The 25,853-nt window shown below is 39.9% G+C and carries 21 protein-coding genes, 1 tRNA gene and 1 pseudogene; 13 read left to right on the top strand and 10 right to left on the bottom strand.

Annotation, left to right across the window (positions count from 1 at the left end; genetic code table 11):
• Together G7B20_RS18865 and G7B20_RS18860 are read right to left on the bottom strand one after the other, a co-directional pair.
• A pseudogene (locus G7B20_RS18865) lies at positions 1 to 226 on the bottom strand (hypothetical protein); the annotation flags it as partial.
• Between the two features lie 125 nt (positions 227 to 351).
• Positions 352 to 1,428, bottom strand: a complete 1,077-nt coding sequence (locus G7B20_RS18860) for a PLP-dependent cysteine synthase family protein (RefSeq protein WP_205600285.1) — start codon at positions 1,426 to 1,428, stop codon at positions 352 to 354.
• Positions 1,429 to 1,630: 202 nt separating this feature from the next.
• On the opposite strand from G7B20_RS18860, the gene G7B20_RS18855 reads away from it, so the two are divergent.
• Together G7B20_RS18855 and G7B20_RS18850 are read left to right on the top strand one after the other, a co-directional pair.
• Positions 1,631 to 2,089: an Lrp/AsnC family transcriptional regulator gene (locus G7B20_RS18855; protein ID WP_164112976.1), complete on the top strand. Its 459-nt coding sequence runs from the start codon at positions 1,631 to 1,633 to the stop codon at positions 2,087 to 2,089.
• A 6-nt stretch (positions 2,090 to 2,095) separates the two neighbouring features.
• The gene (locus G7B20_RS18850; RefSeq protein WP_164112975.1) at positions 2,096 to 2,464 is read left to right on the top strand and encodes an ArsC/Spx/MgsR family protein; all 369 of its coding nucleotides are present in this window, start codon (positions 2,096 to 2,098) and stop codon (positions 2,462 to 2,464) included.
• Between the two features lie 217 nt (positions 2,465 to 2,681).
• Here the strand turns inward: G7B20_RS18850 and G7B20_RS18845 are convergent, their stop codons facing one another.
• The 6 genes from G7B20_RS18845 to G7B20_RS18820 form a co-directional block, all read right to left on the bottom strand.
• On the bottom strand, positions 2,682 to 3,563 hold the full coding sequence (locus tag G7B20_RS18845) for an alpha/beta fold hydrolase (protein ID WP_164112974.1): 882 nt from the start codon (positions 3,561 to 3,563) through the stop codon (positions 2,682 to 2,684).
• Between the two features lie 188 nt (positions 3,564 to 3,751).
• Entirely contained in the window at positions 3,752 to 5,476 is a 1,725-nt protein-coding gene (locus G7B20_RS18840; RefSeq protein ID WP_164112973.1) for an amidohydrolase, read from the bottom strand.
• Positions 5,477 to 5,536: 60 nt separating this feature from the next.
• Entirely contained in the window at positions 5,537 to 6,325 is a 789-nt protein-coding gene (locus tag G7B20_RS18835) for a hypothetical protein (protein ID WP_164112972.1), read from the bottom strand.
• 31 nt (positions 6,326 to 6,356) lie between these two features.
• Positions 6,357 to 7,472, bottom strand: coding sequence for a DUF1214 domain-containing protein (locus G7B20_RS18830; RefSeq protein ID WP_164112971.1), 1,116 nt, complete (start codon positions 7,470 to 7,472; stop codon positions 6,357 to 6,359).
• A gap of 153 nt (positions 7,473 to 7,625) precedes the next feature.
• Positions 7,626 to 9,560 (bottom strand): amidohydrolase, encoded by a 1,935-nt coding sequence (locus G7B20_RS18825; protein WP_164112970.1) that lies wholly within the window; start codon positions 9,558 to 9,560, stop codon positions 7,626 to 7,628.
• A 762-nt stretch (positions 9,561 to 10,322) separates the two neighbouring features.
• Positions 10,323 to 10,396 (bottom strand) — tRNA-Pro (locus tag G7B20_RS18820).
• 309 nt (positions 10,397 to 10,705) lie between these two features.
• Between G7B20_RS18820 and rplS the strand changes: the two genes are divergently transcribed.
• From rplS to yidC, 5 genes are all read left to right on the top strand, one after another.
• Positions 10,706 to 11,059 (top strand): 50S ribosomal protein L19, encoded by a 354-nt coding sequence (gene rplS / locus G7B20_RS18815; RefSeq protein ID WP_164112969.1) that lies wholly within the window; start codon positions 10,706 to 10,708, stop codon positions 11,057 to 11,059.
• A gap of 147 nt (positions 11,060 to 11,206) precedes the next feature.
• A complete protein-coding gene (locus G7B20_RS18810) occupies positions 11,207 to 12,313 on the top strand; it encodes a carbohydrate-binding family 9-like protein (protein ID WP_164112968.1) in 1,107 nt (368 codons plus the stop codon).
• A gap of 99 nt (positions 12,314 to 12,412) precedes the next feature.
• The gene (locus G7B20_RS18805; protein ID WP_164112967.1) at positions 12,413 to 13,489 is read left to right on the top strand and encodes a family 10 glycosylhydrolase; all 1,077 of its coding nucleotides are present in this window, start codon (positions 12,413 to 12,415) and stop codon (positions 13,487 to 13,489) included.
• A 199-nt stretch (positions 13,490 to 13,688) separates the two neighbouring features.
• The gene (locus tag G7B20_RS18800; RefSeq protein ID WP_164112966.1) at positions 13,689 to 15,305 is read left to right on the top strand and encodes a CTP synthase; all 1,617 of its coding nucleotides are present in this window, start codon (positions 13,689 to 13,691) and stop codon (positions 15,303 to 15,305) included.
• Positions 15,306 to 15,369: 64 nt separating this feature from the next.
• Complete coding sequence (yidC, locus tag G7B20_RS18795; protein WP_164112965.1) at positions 15,370 to 17,172, top strand: membrane protein insertase YidC; 1,803 nt, start codon at positions 15,370 to 15,372, stop codon at positions 17,170 to 17,172.
• Positions 17,173 to 17,223: 51 nt separating this feature from the next.
• Here the strand turns inward: yidC and G7B20_RS18790 are convergent, their stop codons facing one another.
• On the bottom strand, positions 17,224 to 18,573 hold the full coding sequence (locus G7B20_RS18790) for an acyl-CoA dehydrogenase family protein (RefSeq protein ID WP_164112964.1): 1,350 nt from the start codon (positions 18,571 to 18,573) through the stop codon (positions 17,224 to 17,226).
• A gap of 237 nt (positions 18,574 to 18,810) precedes the next feature.
• On the opposite strand from G7B20_RS18790, the gene G7B20_RS18785 reads away from it, so the two are divergent.
• The 4 genes from G7B20_RS18785 (at position 18,811) to G7B20_RS18770 (ending at position 23,103) form a co-directional block, all read left to right on the top strand.
• Positions 18,811 to 19,032, top strand: a complete 222-nt coding sequence (locus G7B20_RS18785) for a hypothetical protein (RefSeq protein WP_164112963.1) — start codon at positions 18,811 to 18,813, stop codon at positions 19,030 to 19,032.
• 179 nt (positions 19,033 to 19,211) lie between these two features.
• Entirely contained in the window at positions 19,212 to 20,561 is a 1,350-nt protein-coding gene (gene purB / locus G7B20_RS18780; protein WP_164112962.1) for an adenylosuccinate lyase, read from the top strand.
• A gap of 96 nt (positions 20,562 to 20,657) precedes the next feature.
• A complete protein-coding gene (locus tag G7B20_RS18775; protein ID WP_164112961.1) occupies positions 20,658 to 21,212 on the top strand; it encodes a NifU family protein in 555 nt (184 codons plus the stop codon).
• A gap of 232 nt (positions 21,213 to 21,444) precedes the next feature.
• The gene (locus tag G7B20_RS18770) at positions 21,445 to 23,103 is read left to right on the top strand and encodes an amidohydrolase (RefSeq protein ID WP_164112960.1); all 1,659 of its coding nucleotides are present in this window, start codon (positions 21,445 to 21,447) and stop codon (positions 23,101 to 23,103) included.
• 43 nt (positions 23,104 to 23,146) lie between these two features.
• On the opposite strand, the gene lipA is transcribed toward G7B20_RS18770, so the two are convergent.
• Positions 23,147 to 24,028 (bottom strand): lipoyl synthase, encoded by an 882-nt coding sequence (gene lipA, locus G7B20_RS18765; protein WP_164112959.1) that lies wholly within the window; start codon positions 24,026 to 24,028, stop codon positions 23,147 to 23,149.
• 322 nt (positions 24,029 to 24,350) lie between these two features.
• Here lipA and G7B20_RS18760 point away from each other — a divergent pair, with 322 nt between their 5' ends.
• Positions 24,351 to 25,520, top strand: a complete 1,170-nt coding sequence (locus tag G7B20_RS18760) for a peptidylprolyl isomerase (RefSeq protein WP_164112958.1) — start codon at positions 24,351 to 24,353, stop codon at positions 25,518 to 25,520.
• A 12-nt stretch (positions 25,521 to 25,532) separates the two neighbouring features.
• Positions 25,533 to 25,814 carry a hypothetical protein gene (locus tag G7B20_RS18755; RefSeq protein ID WP_164112957.1) on the top strand — a complete coding sequence of 94 codons (282 nt, stop codon included), beginning with the start codon at positions 25,533 to 25,535 and terminating at the stop codon, positions 25,812 to 25,814.
• The last annotated feature ends 39 nt before the right edge of the window (positions 25,815 to 25,853 follow it).

Here is a 25,853-nt window from a genome sequence, read left to right as displayed (position 1 = left end):
TTGCTTCATCTTGTACAGCGGTACTATCCAGCTGTGTACTGCCCGTGTCCTGTCCATCAGAGAATACCAGGTCATCAGGGACTTCGCTCCCTTGGGAACTATCCGACACACTACCGTCGGTAAATGTGAGACCCGAGACATCAGTGAGACTATCCGCCTCTTGACCGATAGCTACACCTGAAAACAGCAATAACAGTATGGAAAAAACATATAATAATGCTTTCATAATTTTAGCTTAAAGAGATTAGTTTTTATTAAACCAATTTAAGTGAGGACCACCGGGATCCGAAAATCCCGGCTTACCACACAAACACAAACAACACCTAAATAAATTTAGGTTGAAACAAATTCTTATATAATGTTCGATCCGAACAAAGGTTTCTCTAAACGCGCAATAGGCTGGAATCCCGAAAAATTCAAATCCGTAGAGATATACCCTTCTTTAACAGGCTGTTCCTTAACAAGGTCTGTACTTAAATATTTTTTATTATCATCACACAAAAGTGTAACCACAACCGCATCATCTCCCAATTCTTCTTTCAACTTAATTGCACCGATGACATTTGCGCCCGAAGAAATACCAACAGCCAATCCAAGTTGGCCTGCCAATTTTTGAGCCATAATGATTGAATCACCGTCCGAGGCACAAACAACAGTATCCAACTCATCTAATTTAACAATAGCAGGTATAAATTCGTCTGAAATCCCTTGGATACGGTGCGCTCCAACCTTATAACCAGTAGTCAAAGTAGGGCTTTCCTGCGGTTCTAAAGGATGAATTTTAACAGCTGGATTATAGTTTTTCAATTGTTTGCCAACCCCCATAACTGTACCTCCTGTACCTACACCAGCGACAAAGGCATCCGCCACCAATCCTTTAGAAGCTAACTGTAATGCAATTTCTTTACCGGTGGTAAGTTCATGTGCTTCGGCGTTGTATTCATTCTCAAACTGTCTAGGCAGGAACACTCCACCTTGAGCAGCAAGCTCTTCGCTAAGACGAATACTTCCAAGAAAACCACCTTCTTCCTTAGTAATCAATTGAATCTCCGCACCCATACTTTTTATAATATCGATACGCTCCTTGCTCAACCAATTTGGCATAATGATTTTTACGTCATGTCCCAAAGCCTTACCAATAGCAGAAAAGGCAATTCCCGTGTTACCACTGGTAGCCTCTACAATCATATCGTTCGATTTGATATCACCATTCGTATAGGCCTTGTATAAGATATATAACGCCATACGATCTTTGATACTTCCAGTAAGATTATAATTCTCACACTTCACATAGATTTTACCCGGCTTACCTTTATACACATATTGCAATTCTAGCATCGGTGTATTCCCAACTAAACACCACAAATGTTTAAAGCGACTTTCCAATTCTGGTGATAAACATTTACTGAAAGTAGTTTCCTCTATCATTATTTATTTAATAAATTATATTTTTAGATATTTTTCGAATATAATATGGTCTTTCTACCAAACAGTACAAAATTCCAACAAAACAAAATAATATTCAACACAACACAATACAATCGATAATTTTTATCGAATACGAAAACAAAACCAATAAAAAATACAGATTAAAATAGTAATTTTGCAGCGTCACCAAAAAAAATACGTTATGGAATTAGATCAAACAGATATGAAACTCCTTAAGTTACTTCAAGAGGATGCAACCTTTAGCAACAAGGAATTATCGCTAAAGCTACATAAATCTATAGCCGCCATACATGAAAGAGTAAAAAAACTTAAAGCAGCAGGTTATATACGAAAAACTGTCGCTATACTAGACCGACACAAAATTGGAATTGGGCTAATTTCTTTCTCGCAGGTATTTTTAAAAGCACACACTTATGAAGTGCTTAATGAGTTCGAACGAGAAGTAGCCAAATTCCCGGAAGTCATGGAGTGCTACCAAATGGCTGGCTCATACGACTTTATGTTACGCATAGCCACCAAGGATATGGATGCTTACCACTTATTTTTAAGACATAAACTAGCGGTACTACCTCATGTCAGCACCGTACAAACCTACTTCGTGCTCTCAGAAACCAAGAGTGAAACGGCTTACTCTTTCTAGCAACACATGAAATCAAAAACGACTATCAAGATATACCATAATGAAATGTGCAGCAAAAGCTGCGCCGCATTAACACTTCTGGACAAAAGTGGTATAGAGACGAGAATCCTGTCTTATCTGGACGGGACGTTAGATAAGCCAGGATTGAAGAACATATTGACCCTGCTCCAATTAAAACCCATTGAACTCATACGCACAAAAGAATCACTATTTCAGGAACGCTACAAAGGCTTGGTAAGAACAGATGAACAATGGATTGAAATCATGTTACAACACCCCATACTTATTGAACGCCCCATTATCATCAGAGGCAATCAAGCAATAATTGGTCGACCTATCGAAAAATTGATTAATTTCCTCGAAAAAACACCTTGAAAAAGCAAAAAAGGACACCAATAATCACATCGTATTTACAAACTTTATTAATAGATTTTTTTAGGTGGTTTTAAGTTAGTCCTTACAATTAGATACAACTAAAACCGGTAAAATAAGACAACGGCATAACTTAGATTATAGAAAGATTATTAAAAAAGGTAATGTGGCAAAACAGGTTTTACCACATTACCAAAAACAATATCTAACCCTTACTTTTTCATGGTTTTGCTGCCCTCACCTCCTCAGAAGGCGTCTTCTTGAGAAAATTCACAACCAATTCTTTGATATCATCACCACGCTCATTCAGCATATTATGCCCACAATTCGGCAAGCCAATGAGCCAGGTTTTTGGTCTTTTTTTAGCAATACTTAAAGCACTTTCGGGCAACGCAACCCTATCTTCCAAACAAGTAAGAATCAACATTGGCGCAACCCCTCCCATCGACCATTCGGCTTTGGGGGTTCTATCACTAGCCTTCGCTTGCTCGCCGGCCAAAATAGGAAATTCACCTTGTTCAGCATCTATTTTTGCCAAATATTCATTCCCAGGAGCATACATCAGCACCCCTTGTAACCTCATCCACTCTTCTTTGCTTATGTTGGGATCCATGTATCGCTGGTATAATTCGATTGTCTCTTTCGAGGGACTAACTTCGCCACCTGCACCAATCAATATGATCCCTTTCACTATATCGGGATAATCTTGAGAGAAAGTTCTAACAACCCGATTTCCATAGGTTTTTCCGCCCAAATAGACATTGGTTAGCTTTAAATTAGTTACAATAGCCATTAAGTCGTTTGCGTAATCATGCAGCGTAATATTTTCAATAACTCCGGTACTTGCGCCTAAAGTGCGGTAGTTATAAGTAATTACCTGAATACCATTTGCTGCGATAGCCGTAGCCAATTCCTCTAATTGTGCCGCAGGACGTCCATTTCCAGCTGCCAAAATTAAACTTACATCACCCTGACCATAAACAAAAACTTCTATTTGATCATTTCCGTTTTTAATAAGTTGTCTCTTAGGTTTTATATGCTGCGCAAAGGTGAGAGAGGCTATAAAAATGAGCAACAATGAAGCAATGAATCCTTTTTTCATAATGTTGATATTTAGTGACAAATTGTTTGATGCTTCTTCATCTCAAATAGAATTTAAAAAGAGATCTTGCATTTTAAAAATACTCGAATATATTATGAATATTAACAAGTTAATAGAATCAGGAAGAGTTATCTAATTTCATTAACTTGATATATTGAACGATAAATCTTAACACAAGATATTCCCTATTATTTTTTATAAACTGTTTTCCCCTCTTTTATGGACTCCAAAACTTGAATAGTATGAATCTTCAACGGATCAATTTTCAACGGATTTTTATCCAAAACAACTAAATCGCCTAACTTTCCAACGGTGAGCGTACCTTTTGATTTTTCTTCAAAATACTGATATGCAGCCCAGCTAGTTAACGATTCGAGCGCTTCGTAAGGGGTAATGCGCTGATCGGCACCTAGTATTTTGCCACTGCGGGTAACCCGGTTTACAGTAGCATCCATCACACGCATCGAATTAGGAAAGGTCACCGGCGCATCGTGATGTGAAGTGATTGTGAGCCCGGCATCTATCACGTCTCTACAAGGCGAAATATAGTCGGCTCTTGGTTCACCCAAAACCGATTCGGCATGCCAATCGCCCCAGTAATAGGTATGCATCGGGAAAAGAGAAGGCAGTATTTTTAACTTAACCAGTGTTGGGATTTGATCTTTTCTCAAAGTCTGGGCATGGATAATCACCGTACGGTGGTCGTCGTAAGCATATTTTGCCTCGGCACCTGCTACCGCTCTTAAATATTGATCAATAGCTGCATCACCGTTGGTGTGACAAAGTATCTGCCATTTATTTTTAAAAGCCATTTCAACGTATTCATCGGCTTTCGCATCATTCATTACCGGATAACCTTTGTAACAACCTTTCTGACCGACAGGATTAACATGGTAGCATTGTGTCAACCAAGCTGTTTTGCCTTGAGGAGAACCATCGAGTGTCAATTTTACCCCCCCAATCCGGTACTTGTTTTTATATACATGCTCGTGGTTATAGTAGCCATCGTTCATACATTCTGTGCCCAGGGCTATGTCCGGATAGGAGACTACATCAAGGTAAAACAGCCCTCTGTCGGCGGCCGACTTTAAGGCTGCCATTTGCTCCACGGTTGTCCGCCCGTCTTGGGCTGTTAAATACCCTTTTTTGGCATATTCTTCCTGTCCTCGTTGTATGAATTTATCCGACATTTCTGCATCAGTTTTTGCCAAAATCGTAAATAAAACGGCAAAGGCAGCATTCTCTTCGAGTACCCCGTTGGGTGTACCAGAGGCATCCCTTCTAAATGTTCCACCTTTGGGATCTTTCGTATTTTTGGTATACCCTAGCAGATTCATCGCTTTGGTGTTGATTGCCGATAAATGGCCCGACTGGTGAATAATAACAACCGGAACATCGGTGCTGACCTTATCCAGATCGGTTGCCTTGGGGTGATCTTTCTCGGTTAATTGTGAATCATCATACCCATTTCCGATGATCCATCCGAACTTCTGGATCATCAACTTGCCATCTTCTGTATCTTTATATCGGTTCAGTTCAGCAATGATGGATGCGAAATCCTTACCGGCGCCATCTGGGGGAGGCAATATATTGGCACAAGAAGCTGCAAAGCCAACATTATAGAAATGCCCATGACCATCTAAAAATGCCGGCAGCAGAGTTTTACCTTGTAGATCAATTAATTTTGTACTGTCGCCTTTCAACTTCTCAGCTTCCGTCTTAGAGCCAACAAACACAATTTTTCCCGCTTTGAGTGCAACTGCTTCAGCATAGTTCGCACTATCTCCCTCCATGGTGATAATATCGCCATTCGTATAAATGGCATCGGCAGCGGTTTCTTTACTCGCTTTCTGTTGGCAGCCGATGAGACTCGTCAAAAAGAGCACAGCTAATAACAAATCCTTTCTTTTCATAATACTTCATTTTAATTTTTTATCCTTTTTACATAATATTTCGTTTGGCGTATCCTCCATTTATTTGGGGAAAATGAATACAAGATTGGCACGTATTCCAAACCGTGATTTAACAGCCTCAGGTGCATATAGATTAAAGCGAGGGCCAACGCCTAAACTCACTCTTTGATTACCAAAAGAGGTGACTCCCGTGAACATCGTTGTGAGTGATACATTTCCGGTATTGTCTTTCCAGTCCTGAGTCCAATCGACATTTAGATTCATACCCGCCCCACTTTTCCAGTTATGACTAATAAAAGGATTCATGTACATCCTACTGATATCGTTACGGGATGACGAACCTGCCACACTCCAGATCTGGTTGATCAATGTTCCGTAAGTCCATCCGTTCGCTTGTTTGAGTAAGATAGCCGTTGGCCCTACACCGATTTTTTTACCTGTCAGATATTCATGGCTACCACTGGGAATCAAAAACACCGGTCCGGCTCCCCAAATAAGGCCTTTTGCATTTCGGGGCGATAAAAAAGCACTTGCTACAATGTCGGACAGTCCCGATTCTGCTGTGGAAGCGCCAGTAACATTATACTGCGACACAACCGGTATGATGGTTCTTGTTATCAAGTTAAGATTTTCAGTGATCACGAAGGGGATCACCGGCTGAACATTGAGGGTATAACGACTTCCTTTGTGTACACCTATACCATGCTCCAAGTTATTCTGCAGGGGAACACTGATCAATGCCCCAACCGGGTTGGAGAGTTTCTTGGCTAACTCTGCAGCATCGTCCTGTGCGGATAGTTTTGTTGAAAAAGCCATCAACAGGAAAACAAAAAAATAATTTATTTTCATTTCGTATATGATTTAATTATTTAAATGCACCTTATTTCTTTTTCACTTCTACCAGTTCAGGGCATTTCCAAGTTCCATCCAAAACTTCCCGACGAGGTCTATAGAGGCGTATCATATAGTTCCACCCTTTCGTAATGTATAAAAAGTTGGGTTTTTTAGGATCGCCTCCAAAATGGATGGTTACACTGCCGTCTGCGTTCTTCTTGGATGTAATAGAGTTGAAATTATAGCTGTTGTATTTATTCACCTCATAATACCCTTTTTCATTGTACAGTGAAACTGACCAAAATGCATCAACAGGCACATCCTTCAGCGTGAGTGTATAAGGAGTTACACCATCAGCATTGGGTGGATTGAAATTGAAATAAATAGCATCTTTTTCCGGATTGCCGCCATAACCACCGGCCGTACCTAAAAGCTGGCGCACCTGAGTTACTTCCCACTCGGTACCAAAAGCCGCTTTGCTGTTGGGTAGATCTTTGGCCAATGCTAAGAGTAAATTACGGGTCTTGGTCAAACTCTCCGGATCCCAATCGGGGATTTCCAATTTACCGACATTTGCTTGTTGGACACCAATAGATTTTTGAATTGCAGTTACAATTTTATTGTCTTCTGCACTATTGGGATCGGCCAGCGTCCGGATGGTAATATGAATGAACCGGGTGCCTACATTCTCTTTTGTAAAAGTATAGGAACCAGGTTCATAAAATACTCGAATGTAAGAGTCTTCGTTGATAACCATCATGGACTGAAAGCGTCCTTTGGTATCGGGCATTGTAATCGTCACCGGGGAGGTTAGGTCAAAAATCCCGTAGGAATACCTCGTATCCCGATTGGTACGAATGATGGACTGATGATTCACATCTGCCGGACCACTGTTGTGGCATAACTTGCCAAAACAACCATCCTCTGTTCTGATTTTAAAACAGTTGTCTGTTTCAGCACGCACAAAATTGTCAATGGTTACCTTCTGTTTGCCATTGGGAAGCGTTATCTCTTCAAACAGTTTTTCACCTCGCTCATTGACCGGTTTACAAAACGTATTGATCGTTGGGTCAATCATCTCTTTCTGATTCTTACGCTCCTGGCTGTATACAGCGGAACTCAATAGAATCAGGAGTGTTAAAATGCATAATCTAATTTTCATCTCAAATATCTTTTAGTTGGTATTATATCTACTTATAAAAAAAGTGCCTTCTGTCAGATTATCCGAGACTTTGTTTAAACAATGCTCTATCTGAAGCAAGACCTTCGGTTCGTTATTGAGTCAACACCTATTCATGGCATGCACGTTCGAGGATCATTTCAGTTGATTCGCCAATGCACTGGAGAAAAGACGGCTTAGTGTACACACACAACTCGCACCGACATGGTCGTGGTCGTGGTCGTGTTCTTTGTCCATTTCGTCCATTGCAGCATACGAATTCTTGTTTAGAATCGGGCCTGTTCTTCCAGTTAAATTCGTAGACTTTCCAAGCGGCAGCATACGCCCCTCATGAATCGTCCCCCAGACAGCGATGTTCTTAATTTCGGAAGCTTTACAGGTAACCGGGTTATCCCCCAAAATGGTGAAATTGGCCAGTTTACCACTTTCAATGCTACCTACTTCTTTCTCCAGCCCCAGTGAATAGGCAGCTTCGATGGTAACGGCTCGCAACGCTCCTTGGCGACTCACGCGTTGATCGGCACCGGCAACACGGCCTGATTTTGTTGTCCGGTTAACACCACAATCCATCAGAAACAGGGGTTGTCCAGGTGCCATGGGCATATCAGAGTGGTAAGAGAAAGGAATATGCGCCTTTTCGACATCTGCCATACGCACCATATTGTCTGCTCTTTCAGGCCCCAGTCCATTAATACTATACATGTCGGCCAATGCGGTAATATAGTAGGGATTTGCGCTAACAATAGCTCCTAAACGTTTAATCCGGTCTACCTGATCTTTCTCCGATACAGCAAAATGTATAACAACCATACGGTGGTCATAGCGCGGTTTTCTTCGCATATTGTCTTCCAAATTATTCAGCAGCATATCTAGGCCGGCATCGCCATTTACATGTACATGAATCTGATAGCCGGCGTCCCAATATAGTTTGAAAGCCTTTGCAAAGAGATCGGGATCCATAATCCATTCGCCTTTGAAGTTACCGTTGATATAAGGGTCACGTAGCTTCATCGCCAATGAATAGATTGCACCATCTGCAAATAACTTCACCTTTTTGGGGAGCATGGTTGTCATGCCATGGCACCAATCGAGCGTTTTTTCTGTTTCACTGATCGCATTATCGGGGTAAAGCGAGTAAATAGATTTCCCATCGGGGATAAAATAGAACCGGAAAGGGCTGGATGATTTGGATAGAACGGCATTTTCTGATTCCTGCAATTGCCTAGAGTACAATCCGCCGGGCTCACAGGCTAAAGTAACTCCACTTGAATGATAGAATTGCTGGGTAAGCTCCAATCCTTTCTGAAGTTGTTCGGGGGTAGCTATATAGGGTATTATTTTGGAGATGATGCCAAACATGCCTTGTTCCCAAAAATGCCCTTCCGCAAAATTGGACTGTTTTTTCGCCGATTCCGAAAATTTATTTATAAAAACTTGTTCTATGCCCAGCAGTTTCAGGGCAACAGAATTCAACGTAAATTCATGACAAGAGCGATGCCATACAATAATGGGGCGCGTTGCACTTACCTTATCCAGATCTGCCCGGGTTAGCGAACCGTGAAAAGATGGATGATAGCCCCAGGTAAAGAGTAACTCCTCTTTTTTTGTTCTTAAGCTATTGTTGGCCTCCAGCAAACGTTGGCGATACTCTTTCTGGTTATTGGCAGCGGGGGACGTTTTATTGGGCAATACCCAATCTTCAATGGCTATAATTTCAGAGATCATGGCCAAGCTACTTAACAGCGGATGGTCGTGTTGCGCAATAAAACCGGGAACAATCACTTTATCACTAAAAGTATTGTCGACGGTATACTTTTGGTCTCCTACAGCACCTTTTAACTCATCGAGCGACCCTACGGCAAGCACCCTGTCTCCTACAACAGCAACAGCATTTGCGTAGGGTTTTTCGGGATTCAACGTAATGATTTCTTTGGCAGTGTAAATTCTTACCTGTTGCAAAGGAGCGGTCTCCTTAATAACTTCTTGAAGAGTAAAACCCTGGCTCCAGGCATTGTGAGAAATGAAAATGAGCCCTACTAAAATGGGCAGAAATGTTAGTTTTGATTTCATGATTTCAATCATTATTGTGGATATTAATTGCTTTTTTCAATCTATCATACTTTATTAACCATAGGATCACATGCAGCAACCGGGGAATTAAATCAATTGTATTTCAATACTTTGACACTTAAAAATAAGAATGTTTTTTCACTTTCAAAAACCCTTTCTTCCAATTTCATATTCATTGTTAATGTCAGGCTTTTTCTCTTACATAGATCAACGTTTTTGTCCAATGTCATTCCACTACTCCGCTTCTTATGTAACAACTTTAAACCTGCATTTGGCAATATCACACTTCGAAACAACTACATTTGGCTTAAGGAATTCTACCTGACTATCATTTATAGACTCCTAACAAAAGACTCCTAACAAACAAATCCGAGCTAGTCCTTTTTGTTTAGTCAGGGTCTATTTCGATCGAAAAAAGAATACTGAAGCATGTATTCCCGTATACTTAAAACGCAAAAAAACCTGATAATCATCCCGCTACCATGGCTTTGTTATTATTTTATTTACTAATTATGGCATGTCGCAAAATTAGCTGCCCCTAAAGCTGCTTCGGATCGAACCAGGGTCCTCATCCCGCTTTCCCCTATAAACTAAAAAAGAGTCCTAACTCTCGTTAGAACTCTTTTCTGTAGGGGTGGCAGGATTGCCTCAGTACCAATGACCCCCAGCGCATCCCTGAGTCTCCTTCGGATCGAACCCCTGTTCGAATCTGACACACCCAAAAAAATAAAAGCTCGACTTTCGTCGAGCTTTTATTTTCTGTCGGGGTGGCAGGATTCGAACCTACGACCTCCACATCCCAAATGTGGCGCGATACCGGGCTACGCTACACCCCGAAAAGGTATCACCTTTTGTTTTCAGTGATGCAAATATACATCGTTTTACAATTAAAACAAGGACTTTTTTTCAAGAACAAACTAACACACTGATTTGATGCAAGATATTTTTACAAACAACATATGCGCAGATGTGGAAAATAATCAAAGCGCTTTATCGTCTACTTTATTTTTTTTTTATACCTTTGCACTCGCTTCTAGAAATAGTGGCAGAAGTTTTAAAAAAAAGATTTTTAAATTAAATAAAAAAGCTGTAATATTGCATTCCGATTTTTACAGGATATAAATCGTTTATAATTACTCAAAATCATGGATTTAGTAAAATTTGTAGAAGAACAAGCGGTCGTAAAGAATGAGATTCCCGCTTTCAAGGCAGGAGATACCATCAGCGTGCATTATAAAATTCGCGAAGGAAACAAAGAGCGTGTTCAGGTGTACCAAGGTGTAGTCATTCAATTAAACAGCGTAGGTGTTAACGCTACTTTTACCGTTCGTAAAATCTCTAACGGTATTGGGGTAGAACGTATTTTCCCTGCAAACTCTCCGAACATTGATAAAATTGAAATAAACAGCCACGGTAAAGTTCGTCGCGCTAAGTTATTCTACTTACGTGGACTTACTGGTAAAGCTGCTCGTATCAAATCTAAGCGTATCGCTAAATAGTTTAGATTTACGGGATAGTCAAATAAAAAAAGGATGCAAACAATGTTTGCATCCTTTTTTTTATTTGATGCCCCCTCCAACGTTCGATTAAATTAATTTTACATTTTAATTTTTAAAACAGGTTTATTATGTATATTCATATTGATTATGCTAAAACCTTTTTACACACTCATCACTTTTTTAACCATCGGAGCATACACCTATGGCCAGCAAAATCTTGAGCAAATCTTAAACATGCAATCTTCTCCGAAGATATATGCAGCAAAAAAAACAAAAGAACCTATACTCATTGATGGCATAGCTGATGAAGCTACCTGGAAAGACGCTCTTTGGTCAGATGACTTTATCGATATTGAAGGGAATGTTAAACCTAAACCAAGATTCAACACCAAAGTAAAAATGCTGTGGGACGACACGTACCTATATTTATACGCACAATTAGAGGAACCACACATATGGAGCACCTTAACAGAGCATGATGCTATTATCTACCATGATAATGACTTTGAGGTATTCTTAAAACCGAGCCAACATCAGTCGTTATACTATGAGATTGAAGTTAATGCCCTAAACACTACCATGGACCTCATGATGGCCAAACCCTACCGACTAGGGGGCGAAGCTATTATGCATTGGGACGTCAAAAACCTAAAATCTGCCGTACATATCGAGGGCACATTGAACACCCCTAATGACATAGACCAATACTGGAGTGTCGAGATGGCTATACCTTTTGCCTCCATAACCTCGTTCGGCAGGGCCTCTACGCCAAAGGTTAATGATTTTTGGCACATTAACTTTTCAAGGGTACAATGGCAGCACTCGATTGAAAATGGACAATACAAACGAAAAGTAGAAAACAGAAAACGACTAACAGAAGATAACTGGGTGTGGACTCCTATAGGAATAATCAATATGCATTACCCGGAAAAATGGGGATACATTCAGTTTACGGACGATATAGAAACCAATGAACTTCCAAAATCACATCGAATCGAACAGATCGCCTGGGACTTTTATTATCTTCAACAATTATATACCGAACGTACCCAAGCAAAATATAGTGATAAATTAGAGTTGTTACCGGGCTTCGACAGTGTTCTGAAAAACAAAATGGCAGGGATTAAACATGCTTTAACCATCAATAAAAGTAAAACACTTTACAAAATAGAGTTAACCGATACAATCAATCACCTCAAAGTTACCATCGACAACTTTGGCAATTATAACATATCTCATGAAACATCCCTGTAGCAAAACCTACAAAAAAACAGATAAAAAACACATTGGATATTCCATACGGCCTTTAAAAAACAAACCGAGCTTGCGAGCTCATGAAATAATTATTTACACATGAATAGCAGAAGAAATTTCATTAAAGCCGCCAGTTTGGGATTGGCTTCACTACACCTGACACCGCAGCAGCTACTGGCACAGCGGCCTTCGGTACCATTGTTATTTGACTTCTGGTTATGGGCACGCCCTAATGCCTCGGAATCGGAATCCGTATTAAATAAAAGATATCAAAGTTACAAAGATGCTGGTGTGCGAGGGATTTTTTTCGAAAGCTATATTCCCAAACATTTTCAATTGGCAAAGCAATATGGCCTAGAAACGCATCGCTGGATGTGGACCATGAATAGAGGTGAAAGAGAACTACTAAATGCTCATCCGGAATACTATGCCGTTAGTAGATCTGGTAAATCCTGTGCCACCAACCCTCCATACGTAGATTACTACCGCTTTTTGTGCCCATCTCATCCTGATGTACCAAAATACCTCGAAGAGAAGGCTAGAGAACAGCTCGAGCAAGAAGATGTAGATGGGCTACACCTTGACTACATCCGTTATCCGGATGTGGTACTTCCGGTCAACCTCTGGGACAACTACAATCTAGATCAATCTACTGAACTAGCAGATTATGATTTCTGTTATAGCAAATTCAGCAAAGAGGCTTTCCTGAAAGAAACGGGTATAGATATCGATAAAGTCGAACGTCCCGAACAGAGCCTTTCTTGGAGGTCATTCCGATACAGGCAAATCAACAAAGTTGTAAACAGAATTTGTGAAGCAGCTAAAGACTATAAGAAGCCGGTTACGGCAGCGGTATTCCCCACACCGGATCTAGCTCGTCGCATTGTAAGACAAGACTGGACAAACTGGAACTTATCCGGTGTATTCCCGATGATCTACCATGGCTTCTACAAAGAGCCTATACACTGGATCGGTACAGCGGTCGCTGAAGGCGTAGAAGGGCTACATGGCAAGTTCCCCCTTTATGCAGGCCTATATCTACCTGATTTTAAAAACTTAAACGAACTCAAACAAGGCATCCTTTTAGCTAAAGAAAACGGGGCGGCAGGCATCTCTCTTTTTGGCGAGACGGACTTTGATGCTCAAACGATAGCTTTGTTACAATCTATTCGTTAAGACACTTCTTTATGCCCCTGTGTATTGGCTTTGTCCCAATACACGGTCCATTGTTAGAACATATAGCATTAATAAATTTTAAGATTATTTTTTTAATAACACCAATTCCGAAAAATATAGTATCTTTGTACCCCGTACATAAGGCAGATGTTTGGAGACACAATTCATTCATCTTTCGTAGAAAATTCCATTAATTGCTATGACTAAATACATCTTTGTTACGGGCGGCGTAACCTCGTCGTTAGGGAAAGGTATTATTGCAGCTTCCCTTGCTAAACTTTTACAAGCACGTGGCTTTAAAGTAACCATTCAAAAGTTCGACCCTTACATCAACATCGATCCAGGAACGCTTAATCCCTATGAACATGGTGAGTGCTATGTTACAGAAGATGGTGCTGAAACAGACTTGGATTTAGGTCACTACGAACGTTTTTTAAATGTCCCTACGTCCCAAGCAAACAATGTTACTACAGGTCGTATCTACAAGCACGTTATAGAAAAAGAAAGAGAGGGTGCTTACCTTGGAAAGACCGTCCAGGTAATCCCCCATATTACAGATGAGATAAAACGTCGTATGCAGCTTTTAGGCCAAAATGGCGAATACGACATTATCATTACAGAATTAGGAGGCACAGTTGGTGATATCGAGTCTCTGCCATTTATAGAGGCTGTGCGTCAACTTCGTTGGGAATTAGGTAATAATGATTCTCTGGTCATCCACTTAACATTGGTACCTTATCTTGCGGCGGCTGGCGAATTAAAAACTAAACCTACCCAACATTCTGTAAAGACCTTATTAGAATATGGTGTACAACCAGATATTTTAGTATGCCGCACAGAACATAAACTAACTCCAGAAATCCGTAAAAAACTGGCTCTATTTTGCAATGTAAACATCAATGCTGTCGTGGAATCGATCGATGCATCCACTATTTATGATGTCCCTCTATTAATGCTTAAAGAACAATTGGACAAAACGGTATTGACTAAGCTAAAGCTTTCAACTAAGAATGAACCCAATTTGGACAACTGGAAAGCGTTCCTTGGCCGTCTTAAAAACCCGACTACAGAGGTCAATATTGGGTTAGTAGGTAAATATGTTGAACTCCCTGATGCTTATAAATCAATTGTAGAAGGATTTATCCATGCCGGATCTGCAAATGAAACGAAGGTAAAAGTAAAGTACATAGCCGCAGAAAGCGTTTCTCCTGAAAATGTGGTAGACAAATTAAAAGGTCTGGATGGTGTATTGGTAGCTCCAGGATTTGGTGAACGTGGATTAGAAGGAAAACTAACCACTATTAAATATGTTAGGGAGAATAAAATTCCTTTCTTCGGCATCTGCTTAGGTATGCAATGTGCCGTAATCGAATTTGGCCGTAATGTGTTGGGGTTAACAGGAGCGAACAGCTTCGAAATGGACGAGAACACACCACACCCTGTCATTAATTTAATGGAAGAACAAAAGAACATTACAAACATGGGAGGAACTATGCGTTTGGGAGCATACGACTGTGATATCAAAAAGGGCACAAAAGCTTTTGCCATCTACGGTAAGACAAAGATTTCAGAACGTCACCGCCACCGCTATGAATTCAACAATGCTTATCTAAAAGACTACGAAAAGGCCGGAATGATTGCTTCTGGCTTCAACCCAGAAACAGGATTGGTAGAAATAGTTGAACTTAAAGATCACCCTTTCTTTGTTGCAGGACAATTTCATCCAGAATTAAAGTCAACTGTTGCAAATCCTCACCCACTTTTTGTTAGTTTTGTAGCCGCTTCTTTAGCAAACAAGAAAGTGGTTACGAAGTAATCTTCTTCATCCCGGTTGACAAAAGTAAGAAAGAGAAAAATAGAAATGGAATAATTTATAATAGATGGATAGAAATAACATTATAGGACTAGTGCTGATTTTTGCAATTTTTGCAGGTTCATTTTATTTTTTAAAACCTACAGAACAAGAACTCAAAAACGAGCAAAAATTACAGGATTCCCGAAAAAATGCCGAAAATGGCATAGTGCCGACCGACACTTTAGCTTTTTCTAAAACAAACGAGCTACTTGATTCAGCAGCGTTAAGTAAACCTTTTGGGACAGCTAAAATCGGACAAGAGCAACTAATCACTTTAGAAAATGAACAATTAATCGTTCAATTATCTTCTAAAGGTGGTAAAGTAAAATCCGTACAACTGAAAGGCGAAAAGAATTTCGATGGCACCCCACTTAATCTTCTCGAAGGCGATAATAATAATTTTGGTTTTCTTTTTAATGCAAGTGGTCAAAACATCAACACAAATGACCTGTACTTTGCTCCTAAAGCAGCTTCTCCAAATACGGCATCATTCCGTTTAAAATATAATGACAACCAATACCTGGAATATAACTATTCATTACAAAATGGATACAACTTAGCTTTACAGGTAAATGCTGTCGGTATCCAGAACTTAATTGATGTCAAACAAAAAACAATTCTTTTGGATTGGGAGACCAATCTACTTCAAAAAGAGCAAAACATTAAATCTGAACGTGAAAAATCCACGATCTTTTTCAAGGATACAGAAGGTACTATAGATCATCTATCAGAAACAAGTGATGAAGAAGAAAAAGTAGAGAAAACAAAAGTGGAATGGGTTGCATTCAAACAACACTTCTTTTCTTCAATCCTTTCCTCAAAGCAAGCTTTTGAGAACACCAATCTTAAGGTTACTTTTTCAGATCAAGAAAATATTGTTAAAAATTATAAAACAACAGCTGAGTTAGCTTTTAATACACAGTCTAACAATCATTTTGAATTCAGCTTCTTTTTCGGGCCTAACCAATATAAAACGTTAAAAGCAGAAGGCAACAACTACGAGAAGATTATCAATATGGGTTGGGGACCTATGGGCTGGATCAACAGATTCATTACTGTGCCGTTGTTTGATTTCTTAGATGGCTACCATATGAGCTATGGTATCGTGATCTTAATCTTAACCTTACTTTTAAAAGGAGCCATGTTCCCATTAACACGTAAGTCTTATCTTTCTATGGCTAAGATGCGTGTTTTGAAACCACAATTGGACCAGATTAAAGAAAAAGTTGGAGAGGATAACCCTATGCTATTGCAGCAGGAGCAAATGAAACTGTATAAGCAGGCTGGTGTTAATCCATTAGGAGGCTGTCTACCGATGCTATTACAGATGCCTTTTACCCTCGCTTTCTTCTTCTTCTTCCCGAATCTATTCGAATTGAGAGGACAAAGTTTTCTGTGGATGAAAGATTTATCTACGTACGATACATTCATCACCTTTAACCCTATTTTCGGAATCAATCACATTTCATTAATGTGTGTTTTGATGACAGCGGTAACACTACTGACAACTTGGTATAACAATGCGACTTCGGGAGCAACTTCCGGAATGGGCGCACAAATGAAGTATATAGGCTATATCATGCCGTTATTATTCTTCTTTATGTTGAATAGCTTCCCTTCAGGATTAAACTACTACTATTTCTTAGGAGCTGTTTTCACCTTCTTAACGCAATTCATCATTCGTCAGTCTATCGATGATGACAAGATATTAGCGAAGCTAGAAGAGAATCAGAAAAACCCTAAAGTAGCTAAAAAATCATCTTTTCAGACAAAAATGGAGGAAATGATGAGGCAACAACAGGCCGCTCAACAAGCTAAGAAAAAATAAATAAAAGAAAGGCATCTAAATTAGATGCCTTTCTTTTATTTATCCCACTTTTTACACGAAAGCACTATGCCCGGTAATACTTCGCCCGACAATTAAAGAGTTAATCTCCTTTGTACCTTCATAAGAATAAATAGCTTCCGCATCCGCCAGAAAGCGGGCAACATTATATTCTAAAAGAATCCCATTACCTCCCATTACTTCTCTAGCTCGAGACACAATATCACGCGTACGCAGCGTACAGAACACCTTTGCCAAGGAAGCGTGTTCATCTTTCAGCTTTCCTTCGTCCTGAAGCTCCGAAAGACGAAAAACCAAGGTCTGCATAGCCGTTAAATTGGACAACATCTCTACCAGATGATTTTGAATCAATTGAAAAGATGCAATAGGTCTACCAAATTGTTCCCTTTCAAGGGTGTAGGCCAGTGCATTCTCATAGGCTCCTCGAGCACAACCGACAGCCATCCATGCGACCCCCGCACGGGTCATCTGCAACACTTTTGCGGTATCCCTAAAAGATTGTGCATGCGGAAGCCTGTCTGCCTCTTGAACAAGGCATTCGGTCATAGTAATCAGTCCATTTTGTACAATCCGCAAGGCCATCTTCCCTTTTATTTTTTCAACAGAAAAGCCGGGATTATCCTTTCTTACAATAAATCCTTTTACCTGATTATCTTCTACATCTTTAGCCCAGATAATGGTGATATCAGAGAACGTCGAATTGCCGATCCATTTCTTTTGTCCGTTCAATACCCAACCGTTAGCAGTACGTCTACAGGTTGTTGTCAACCCGCCAGCAGTTCCTGAACCTACTTCTGGCTCTGTAAGGCCAAATGCACCAATAATTTTTAGTTGCTGCATTTTCGGCAACCATTCCTCCTTTTGCGCGTCCGATCCGCACATATATATCGATCCCATAGCCAGCCCACTTTGAACGCCTAAAAAAGTTGCTATAGAAGGATCGATACGACCAAATTCACTGGCAATGACACCATCCATCAGCGAAGTACCTCCTGCACATCCATATCCTTGGTATACGTACCCACACACATTTAGCTCGGCTAACTTGGGTATTATTTCGAACGGGAACTCATCATGCAGCCAATATTTGTTTACTATAGGCTTTATTTCTGCTTCCAAGAAGGAACGAATTCGTAACTGAAGGGCACGATCCTTAAGAGATAGCTTTTCCGATATATCATAAAAATCGGCATCGATAGGTGGGGGTTCTTTCTTTTTCTTACTTCCGGTCAACAGTTTCATCGCCATCTGAAGTTGCTTTTCATCCATTTTCGAAACGGCATTCATTACCTCCGACAGATCCACTTTCCTTGAGATCTTTTCAATCTGCTCAAAATCAATCGTTTTTATGAGTTTAAGTATATTTTTAATCTTTCCTAGCATAAGCTCTATTTCTAGAATAACAACATTTTTAAATTAAAATAGTTTTTTATTGTTGCATTTCAACAAAACAATACTATATTTGCATCCGAAATAAAAATTTAAAGATTTTTAACTCCTGTAAATCAGAATGTTAATATTAAAATAAAAAATTTTTATTTTTTGGGTTACCTTTTTAGGATACCGGTATTAAAGGATATAAAAACAATATTTGTTTCAATTAAATAGAAAATTAAAAAGATGAAAAATTTATTCGCATTCGGATTTTTAGCATTAGCTTTAACAGTAGCTTCATGTGGTAACAACGCTTCTAAAACTGAAGAAAATGCTGATTCTTTAAAAGGAATCGTTGATTCAACAGCTGGCGCTCTTACTGATTCAATCAACAATGTTGCTGATTCAGCTAACAAAGCAATCGATTCAACTGCACAAGTTATCGATTCTACTAAAAACGCTCAATAATCCGAAAAAGAGTTAAAATACTCCTACAAAAGCCTGTGTTCTTAATGACACAGGCTTTTTTATTAAGCTATAATTCTAAAAAAACTTCTTCTTTTTGTATTTTTGCACCAGTTTTATAAGATCCAACAACTGAGGGATCATCTTTGAAATATAGTTGACTTTTTTAATTTTCACATACAATGATATTATCAGCACTAACAGCCGTCAGTCCTATTGACGGACGGTACCACAATAGCACCCAGGAACTTTCGAATTATTTTTCCGAATTTGCATTAATCAAATACCGCGTATTGGTTGAAGTAGAGTATTTTATTGCCCTTACCCAATCGGGAATTCCCCAATTGGCACACTTCGACGGATCTCTTAACGAAAAGCTTCGTAAAATTTATGAAGAGTTTACCCTTGAAGATGCCCAATGGATCAAAGACACCGAAAAAGTAACAAATCACGACGTCAAAGCAGTAGAATATTTTTTAAAAAATGAGTTTGAAAAATTAGGTCTACATGACTCATTAGAATTCATCCACTTTGGATTAACATCGCAAGATATCAATAATACGGCTATCCCCTACTCCTGGAAAGAGGCCTTGAATCAGGTCTATCTACCGGGTATTGAAAATGTAGTCCGTGAATTACGTAGTCTTGCTGAACAATGGAAAGACATCCCAATGCTAGCCCGCACACATGGACAACCGGCTTCGCCAACGCGCTTAGGTAAGGAGATTAAAGTTTTCATAGAAAGAATAGAAAAGCAGATCAACAACTTAAAATCAGTACCTCATTCTGCCAAATTCGGTGGAGCAACGGGTAATTTTAATGCACATGTTGTAGCATATCCAACACATGACTGGGTTGCCTTTGGAAACAGCTTTGTAAACGAACAGCTTGGTTTAGACCGTTCGCAAACAACGACTCAAATCGAACATTACGACAACTTTGCCGCCAGTTGTGATGCTTTAAAGCGTATCAACAACATTCTTATTGACCTATGCCGTGATATCTGGACCTATATATCGATGGATTATTTCAAACAAAAGATCACAGCAGGGCAGATCGGCTCTTCGGCCATGCCCCATAAAGTCAATCCAATAGATTTTGAAAACGCAGAGGGAAACCTTGGCCTTGCGAATGCATTGTTCGAGCATCTAGCAGCAAAATTGCCGATCTCCAGATTGCAACGTGACCTCACAGATTCTACTGTACTTCGCAATATCGGCGTTCCGATGGCCCATACCTTAATAGCAATCAAATCTACCTTAAGAGGTTTGGGTAAACTAATCTTAAACGAGGCTGCTCTTCAGAAAGATTTAGAAAATAACTGGGCTGTAGTAGCCGAGGCAATTCAAACCATCTTGCGTCGCGAAGGATATCCGAAGCCTTATGAGGCTTTAAAAGACCTTACTCGAACAAACACACAGGTATCACAAGATACTATTGCCGCATTTGTCGACAGTCTTAATGTGTCCGAAGAAGTTAAGCAAGAAATTAAGAATATAAGCCCATCCAATTATACAGGAGTCTCCTTATAATTGGGTATAGTGTACTATAAAGCTGTTTAGGTTTTACGAAATAATGACGCGTATCAAGCAGTTATACACTATCTTTGACGCAATAAAATAGAAACAATGGCTACAATAAACGTATATACTGAAAGTACCCCGAATCCAGCAACCATGAAGTTTTTGGTCAACAAATTACTTATCAATGGGAGTGTAGATTATCCGGATAGAGAAAAAGCTCAGGAATCTCCATTTGCTAGAGAGTTATTCAAATTCAACTTTGTAAATGGTGTTTTTTTCGCTAGTAATTTTGTGACGATCACAAAATCAGAAGATGCAGAATGGGAAGATATCGAAGCTCTTTTGAAGGACTTTGTTAAAGGTGCTGTAGAATCTGAACTTAAGGTACAGGAAGTTATCAGTGACGAAAACACGTCATTTGAGGGAACTGAAACGGAAATAAAAATCCAACAGGTCCTTCATGACTATGTCCGTCCTGCTGTAGAACAAGACGGAGGTGCTATCGCTTACAAATCTTTTCAGGAAGGTATTGTCACCGTCGAGTTAAGAGGTTCTTGTAGTGGTTGTCCTTCATCGACGATCACCCTGAAAGCCGGAATAGAAGGACTTCTTAAACGTATGGTACCAGAAGTACAGGAAGTTGTTGCGGAAGCATTATAATCTACATCCAATACAAGATACTAAAGAGCTCAATGACACAAACATTGAGCTCTTTGCTTTTAAACGCCTTTACCGGTAATCAATTTTAATTATCACAAAAAAAGACTATTTTTAAGAGAAAGTACTTAAAAGTAACCAGTTATGAAATATCCATGTAGCACAGGCTGTACAATCATAAATGAGTTTAGTTTGGATATTCCATATGACAGTTGAAAATCAAACTATCCGACATATGAAATACACCTTTTTTATTCTCTTAACGGCCCTTTTATTGACACGTTGTACCAGTAATACAGAAGTAGATCTTATTGTCTATAATGCCAAGATATATAGCGTAGACTCGACGTTCAGTATACAAGAAGCTGTTGCCGTAAAAAATGGCATTTTTATAGATATAGGTTCATCAAAAGATATCCTACGACGTTACAAGGCAAAAGAAACAATAGACGCCAATCAATCGCCTGTCTACCCGGGTTTTTACGATGCACATGCCCACTATTTCGATCTTGCGAATCTATTTCAGGAAGTTGACCTTAATGGCGCCAAATCTATGGATGAGGTGATCGATAGATTAAAGAAGTACAGGTATACCCATCCCGACAAAAAGTGGATCATAGGAGGAGGATGGGATCAAAACCTCTGGACAAACAAGGCCTTCCCAACAAAGGACAGCTTGGACAAATATTTTCCAGACATCCCGATTTATCTCTTACGTGTTGATTATCACGCCGCCCTAGTTAATTCGGCGGCATTACGGATAGCTCGTGTAGACTCCGTCTATGAGGTGCAAGGAGGGCTTATTTCCAAAGCCATAAACGGCAAACCTGACGGATTGCTGATCGATAATGCGATGACCTTAGTCAGTAAATACCTGCCGAAACACGATGAAGCCAATACACTAAAATTTCTCCAACAGGCACAAGACTCTCTTGTCTCTGTTGGATTGACAAGTATTGTCGATGCCGGGCTTACGGATGAACAAATCGATTTCTTAAAGACCTTTTATTCAAAAAACTTGCTTAAAATTAGAGATTATGCAATGGTTCTTGCAGAGCCCGCTCAGGTCGACCACTATATCAAAGAAGACACCTTTGACAGTGAGAGGCTAACAATAAAATCGATAAAGCTATTGGCAGATGGGGCTTTAGGATCCAGGGGGGCATGTCTACTGGAAAATTATCAGGATGCGGCGACTAAGGGATTTCTGTTGCATCCACCTCAGGAATTCGACGATGCGATCAAAAAGCTAGCAAACAGCAATTATCAAGTCAGCACCCATGCTATCGGCGACTCGGCCAACCGGTTTATTCTAGATGTATATGGCAAATACCTTACGGATAACAAAACACGAAGATGGCGTATTGAACATGCACAGATCATCGCCGCTGAAGATTTCATCAAATTTAATAAGTTTAAGATTATACCATCTATCCAACCCACGCATGCGACCTCGGATATGTACTGGGCTACCCAAAGATTGGGTGATGAACGGATCAAAGGAGCCTATGCCTATCGGGATCTTTTAAAACAATATGGAAAGGTGGCAATAGGTTCTGACTTTCCAATAGAGCACTTCAACCCGCTTTATGGATTTCACGCGGCTGTAGCTCGTGTAGATAAGACTGGTTTTCCTACGGGTGGCTTTCAAATGAAAAATGCTTTATCACGGGAAGAAGCACTACGGGGTATGACTATATGGGCGGCTTATTCTTGTTTTCAGGAAAAAAAGAGAGGCTCCATAGAGAAAGGTAAGGATGCTGACTTTGTGATCCTTGAAAAAGACATTATGGCAATCCCAGAACAAGAGCTAAGAGAGGTAAAGACTTTACGCACTGTTATCGCAGGAGAGACTGTATTTACCAATATATCTAACACAAAAAAATGGAGATAACTATACGGTTATCCCCATTTTTTTGTGTTCTTTTTATTAACTATTATTGCATGTCAAACAAATGCTTTTCAGCATGATAGGATGAACGGACTAATGGTCCAGACTCCACATATTTGAAGCCCATTTTCAGGCCTATTTCTTTATATTTCTCAAATTGGGCAGGTGTGATCCAATCAACAACAGGATGATGTGCTTTTGTAGGTTGCAGATACTGTCCCAATGTCAAAATATGCACGCCCACATTATACAAATCCTGCATCGCTTCAATAACATCTTCCTCCGTTTCGCCTAAGCCTAACATAATCCCCGATTTCGTTCGCAAGCCAGCTTCCGAAATACGACGGAGACATTCCAACGAACGGTCATATTTTGCTTGGATACGTACTTCCCGAGTCAGGCGACGAACAGTTTCCAGGTTGTGCGACACGACTTCAGGCCTTACGGCAATAACGCGATCTAAATTATCCCACTGCCCTTTAAAATCCGGTAATAAAGTCTCCAACGTCGTCTCAGGGCTCTCTTTACGGATAGCTTGTATTGTCTCTGCCCAAATTGTCGAACCACCATCTTTCAGATCATCACGATCCACCGAAGTAATAACACAGTGTTTGACCCCCATCAGCTTCACTGAAGTAGCCACCCTATTTGGTTCGTCTACATCTACCGGAAGAGGTCTTCCAGTTGCTACCGCACAAAACGAGCAAGAGCGTGTGCAGATATTACCCAAAATCATGAAAGTCGCCGTACCAGCCCCCCAACACTCCCCCATATTCGGACAGTTCCCACTTTCACAAATCGTATGAAGCTTATGCTCATCGACTAAGCTACGCACATGTCTGTACTCTTTCCCTACTGGAAGTTTCACACGTAACCAATCGGGTTTACGCTGCGTTGGATTCACGGGTATAACAGGTAATTCTATCATAGTACAAAGATAAATATTATTCGCTTAATCTTAAGGAAAGAAATTGTTATCCCAATATCATTTCTGATTCCCCCTTTATGTACCCGTTATAGCTGCAAGAACCTGTCAGGAACCAAAAAAAGTGCGATATCCCCGGTGAAAAATCAATTTAAACAATCCGGTTTGACACATGGGGAACAGTATTGCAGAATCGATTAGCATAACTGAATTTAAATATTTTATGGAATCTATTTTATTTTTACATCATATAGGTAGTATTGTTTCCTATTACTTTGTAAAACCATAACTTAATGAATACATCTGACCATTAACTTATTTACCTATGAAATGTAAACCAATATTATCTCTAACATACCTATTGATACTGTTTCATGGATGTCGAAAAGAGGAACCATCCATACCGTACAAACTCACTCTTGCGGAAGCAAAAACCTTTTATGAATCCCAGTTAATCCAATTTCCAAATCAGAAGGGGGGAGATAACTTTATCTTTCAGCTAAACAATCTCGTGGTTGACTGGTCCGATTTTATGTACACAGAGAAAGGAGATCTACGGGTTACCACCAAAATAAAATCCGGTTCGGGCAATAACCAAGGTTCTAAATTGGTAGGTCATTATGAACTATACTTCAGCAAAGATATGAACAATCAGATATCGGGAATGATCAAATACCGGATAAAGGGAGTGTTCAATGGGCAGGGGGGATATATAGCCTATGACTTTAAAGGTAAATTAATACCACCAAAACAAAGCCCCTTTGCAAACTTAAAAGATAAGCTTCTCATGGGGACACCTTCCATGTATATGTACAAGAATGTCCTATTTGCACAACAGTTGGTATGTCAAGAAACACAGAATTACTTTGACCTGGAAGCAAAAGCTTGTAAGCATTGCACCCAACATAGCTCTTTTGATCCAAGTCTCATATTTCAATATACTAACGGTGGGCTCTTCTATTTTGATCAAGAATTCGGTCAATTTAACATAGATGTCTCCCCAGCATACTGGCAGATCTGGTACGAAGGAGAAGAAGGTTTTACCTACGAATTGCGGCCATTATACGAACCTATGCTTGATGACAACAATGACATCATACTGGATGAAAATAATGAACCTATTCTAAATCCGGGGATTGTAATTGAAGAAGTAGTCATCAGCAGGTATTCTTTGTATAACTGGAGTTCCAATAATTATAGTTTTAACCCCTATTTTGTATTAAATACGGATTATGATGGCGGCTTGTCTGGTGGTACTGAACCTGGGGGAGCGGGTCAGCAAGTCACGAATAAACTGACAAAATCACCTTCAACAGACCCCTGTGCCGGTAAGGCAGCTGTAAATGAAAGGATGAATTTGGAGCAGGTGAGAAAGCAAAATAAAACGTTGTTTGATTTGAGCACAGACTATGAACATTTCTACCGGCTAGACATGCATTGGGTCACAAAGCAAATTAAAACATCGGAATGCAGGACAGATACTGTACGTGACTAGGTGGAGCACAATATGATTTGGGATTCAAAACTAAACATGCTGACGGTAGGCTTTATACATACCCATCCTTTTTCGAGTGCCCCTTCGCCACAGGATATCTTTATGGGGGCCAATGGTTATTTAACAACTGGCCCAAATGCGATGACAGCGACTATGAAAAGTACGTTCCTGCGCTATTTTACCTCTACCTTAATTACTCCCGAACATGTATATGTCATTACGATCAAAGATCCTAATCAATGGGCGGCAGCAAGTACTTTGATCGAGACAAAAAAGAGGAGTATAAAATCCTGACTGACGGCTATAAAAAAATTTGCTATTACCCCACACCGA

The sequence above is a fragment of the Sphingobacterium sp. xlx-96 genome (assembly GCF_011007365.1).
GTDB classification, from domain to species: Bacteria; Bacteroidota; Bacteroidia; order Sphingobacteriales; family Sphingobacteriaceae; genus Sphingobacterium; species Sphingobacterium luzhongxinii.
This window is presented reverse-complemented; position numbering and strand designations above follow the sequence as displayed.

What these genes read in the sequence shown, in the direction of transcription:
- G7B20_RS18860 (WP_205600285.1), bottom strand. Translation starts at nt 1,428, where the DNA reads ATGATAGAGGAAACTACTTTCAGTAAATGTTTATCACCAGAATTGGAA.
- G7B20_RS18855 (WP_164112976.1), top strand. Translation starts at nt 1,631, where the DNA reads ATGGAATTAGATCAAACAGATATGAAACTCCTTAAGTTACTTCAAGAG.
- G7B20_RS18850 (WP_164112975.1), top strand. Translation starts at nt 2,096, where the DNA reads ATGAAATCAAAAACGACTATCAAGATATACCATAATGAAATGTGCAGC.
- G7B20_RS18845 (WP_164112974.1), bottom strand. Translation starts at nt 3,563, where the DNA reads ATGAAAAAAGGATTCATTGCTTCATTGTTGCTCATTTTTATAGCCTCT.
- G7B20_RS18840 (WP_164112973.1), bottom strand. Translation starts at nt 5,476, where the DNA reads ATGAAAAGAAAGGATTTGTTATTAGCTGTGCTCTTTTTGACGAGTCTC.
- G7B20_RS18835 (WP_164112972.1), bottom strand. Translation starts at nt 6,325, where the DNA reads ATGAAAATAAATTATTTTTTTGTTTTCCTGTTGATGGCTTTTTCAACA.
- G7B20_RS18830 (WP_164112971.1), bottom strand. Translation starts at nt 7,472, where the DNA reads ATGAAAATTAGATTATGCATTTTAACACTCCTGATTCTATTGAGTTCC.
- G7B20_RS18825 (WP_164112970.1), bottom strand. Translation starts at nt 9,560, where the DNA reads ATGAAATCAAAACTAACATTTCTGCCCATTTTAGTAGGGCTCATTTTC.
- rplS (WP_164112969.1), top strand. Translation starts at nt 10,706, where the DNA reads ATGGATTTAGTAAAATTTGTAGAAGAACAAGCGGTCGTAAAGAATGAG.
- G7B20_RS18810 (WP_164112968.1), top strand. Translation starts at nt 11,207, where the DNA reads ATGCTAAAACCTTTTTACACACTCATCACTTTTTTAACCATCGGAGCA.
- G7B20_RS18805 (WP_164112967.1), top strand. Translation starts at nt 12,413, where the DNA reads ATGAATAGCAGAAGAAATTTCATTAAAGCCGCCAGTTTGGGATTGGCT.
- G7B20_RS18800 (WP_164112966.1), top strand. Translation starts at nt 13,689, where the DNA reads ATGACTAAATACATCTTTGTTACGGGCGGCGTAACCTCGTCGTTAGGG.
- yidC (WP_164112965.1), top strand. Translation starts at nt 15,370, where the DNA reads ATGGATAGAAATAACATTATAGGACTAGTGCTGATTTTTGCAATTTTT.
- G7B20_RS18790 (WP_164112964.1), bottom strand. Translation starts at nt 18,573, where the DNA reads ATGCTAGGAAAGATTAAAAATATACTTAAACTCATAAAAACGATTGAT.
- G7B20_RS18785 (WP_164112963.1), top strand. Translation starts at nt 18,811, where the DNA reads ATGAAAAATTTATTCGCATTCGGATTTTTAGCATTAGCTTTAACAGTA.
- purB (WP_164112962.1), top strand. Translation starts at nt 19,212, where the DNA reads ATGATATTATCAGCACTAACAGCCGTCAGTCCTATTGACGGACGGTAC.
- G7B20_RS18775 (WP_164112961.1), top strand. Translation starts at nt 20,658, where the DNA reads ATGGCTACAATAAACGTATATACTGAAAGTACCCCGAATCCAGCAACC.
- G7B20_RS18770 (WP_164112960.1), top strand. Translation starts at nt 21,445, where the DNA reads ATGAAATACACCTTTTTTATTCTCTTAACGGCCCTTTTATTGACACGT.
- lipA (WP_164112959.1), bottom strand. Translation starts at nt 24,028, where the DNA reads ATGATAGAATTACCTGTTATACCCGTGAATCCAACGCAGCGTAAACCC.
- G7B20_RS18760 (WP_164112958.1), top strand. Translation starts at nt 24,351, where the DNA reads ATGAAATGTAAACCAATATTATCTCTAACATACCTATTGATACTGTTT.
- G7B20_RS18755 (WP_164112957.1), top strand. Translation starts at nt 25,533, where the DNA reads ATGATTTGGGATTCAAAACTAAACATGCTGACGGTAGGCTTTATACAT.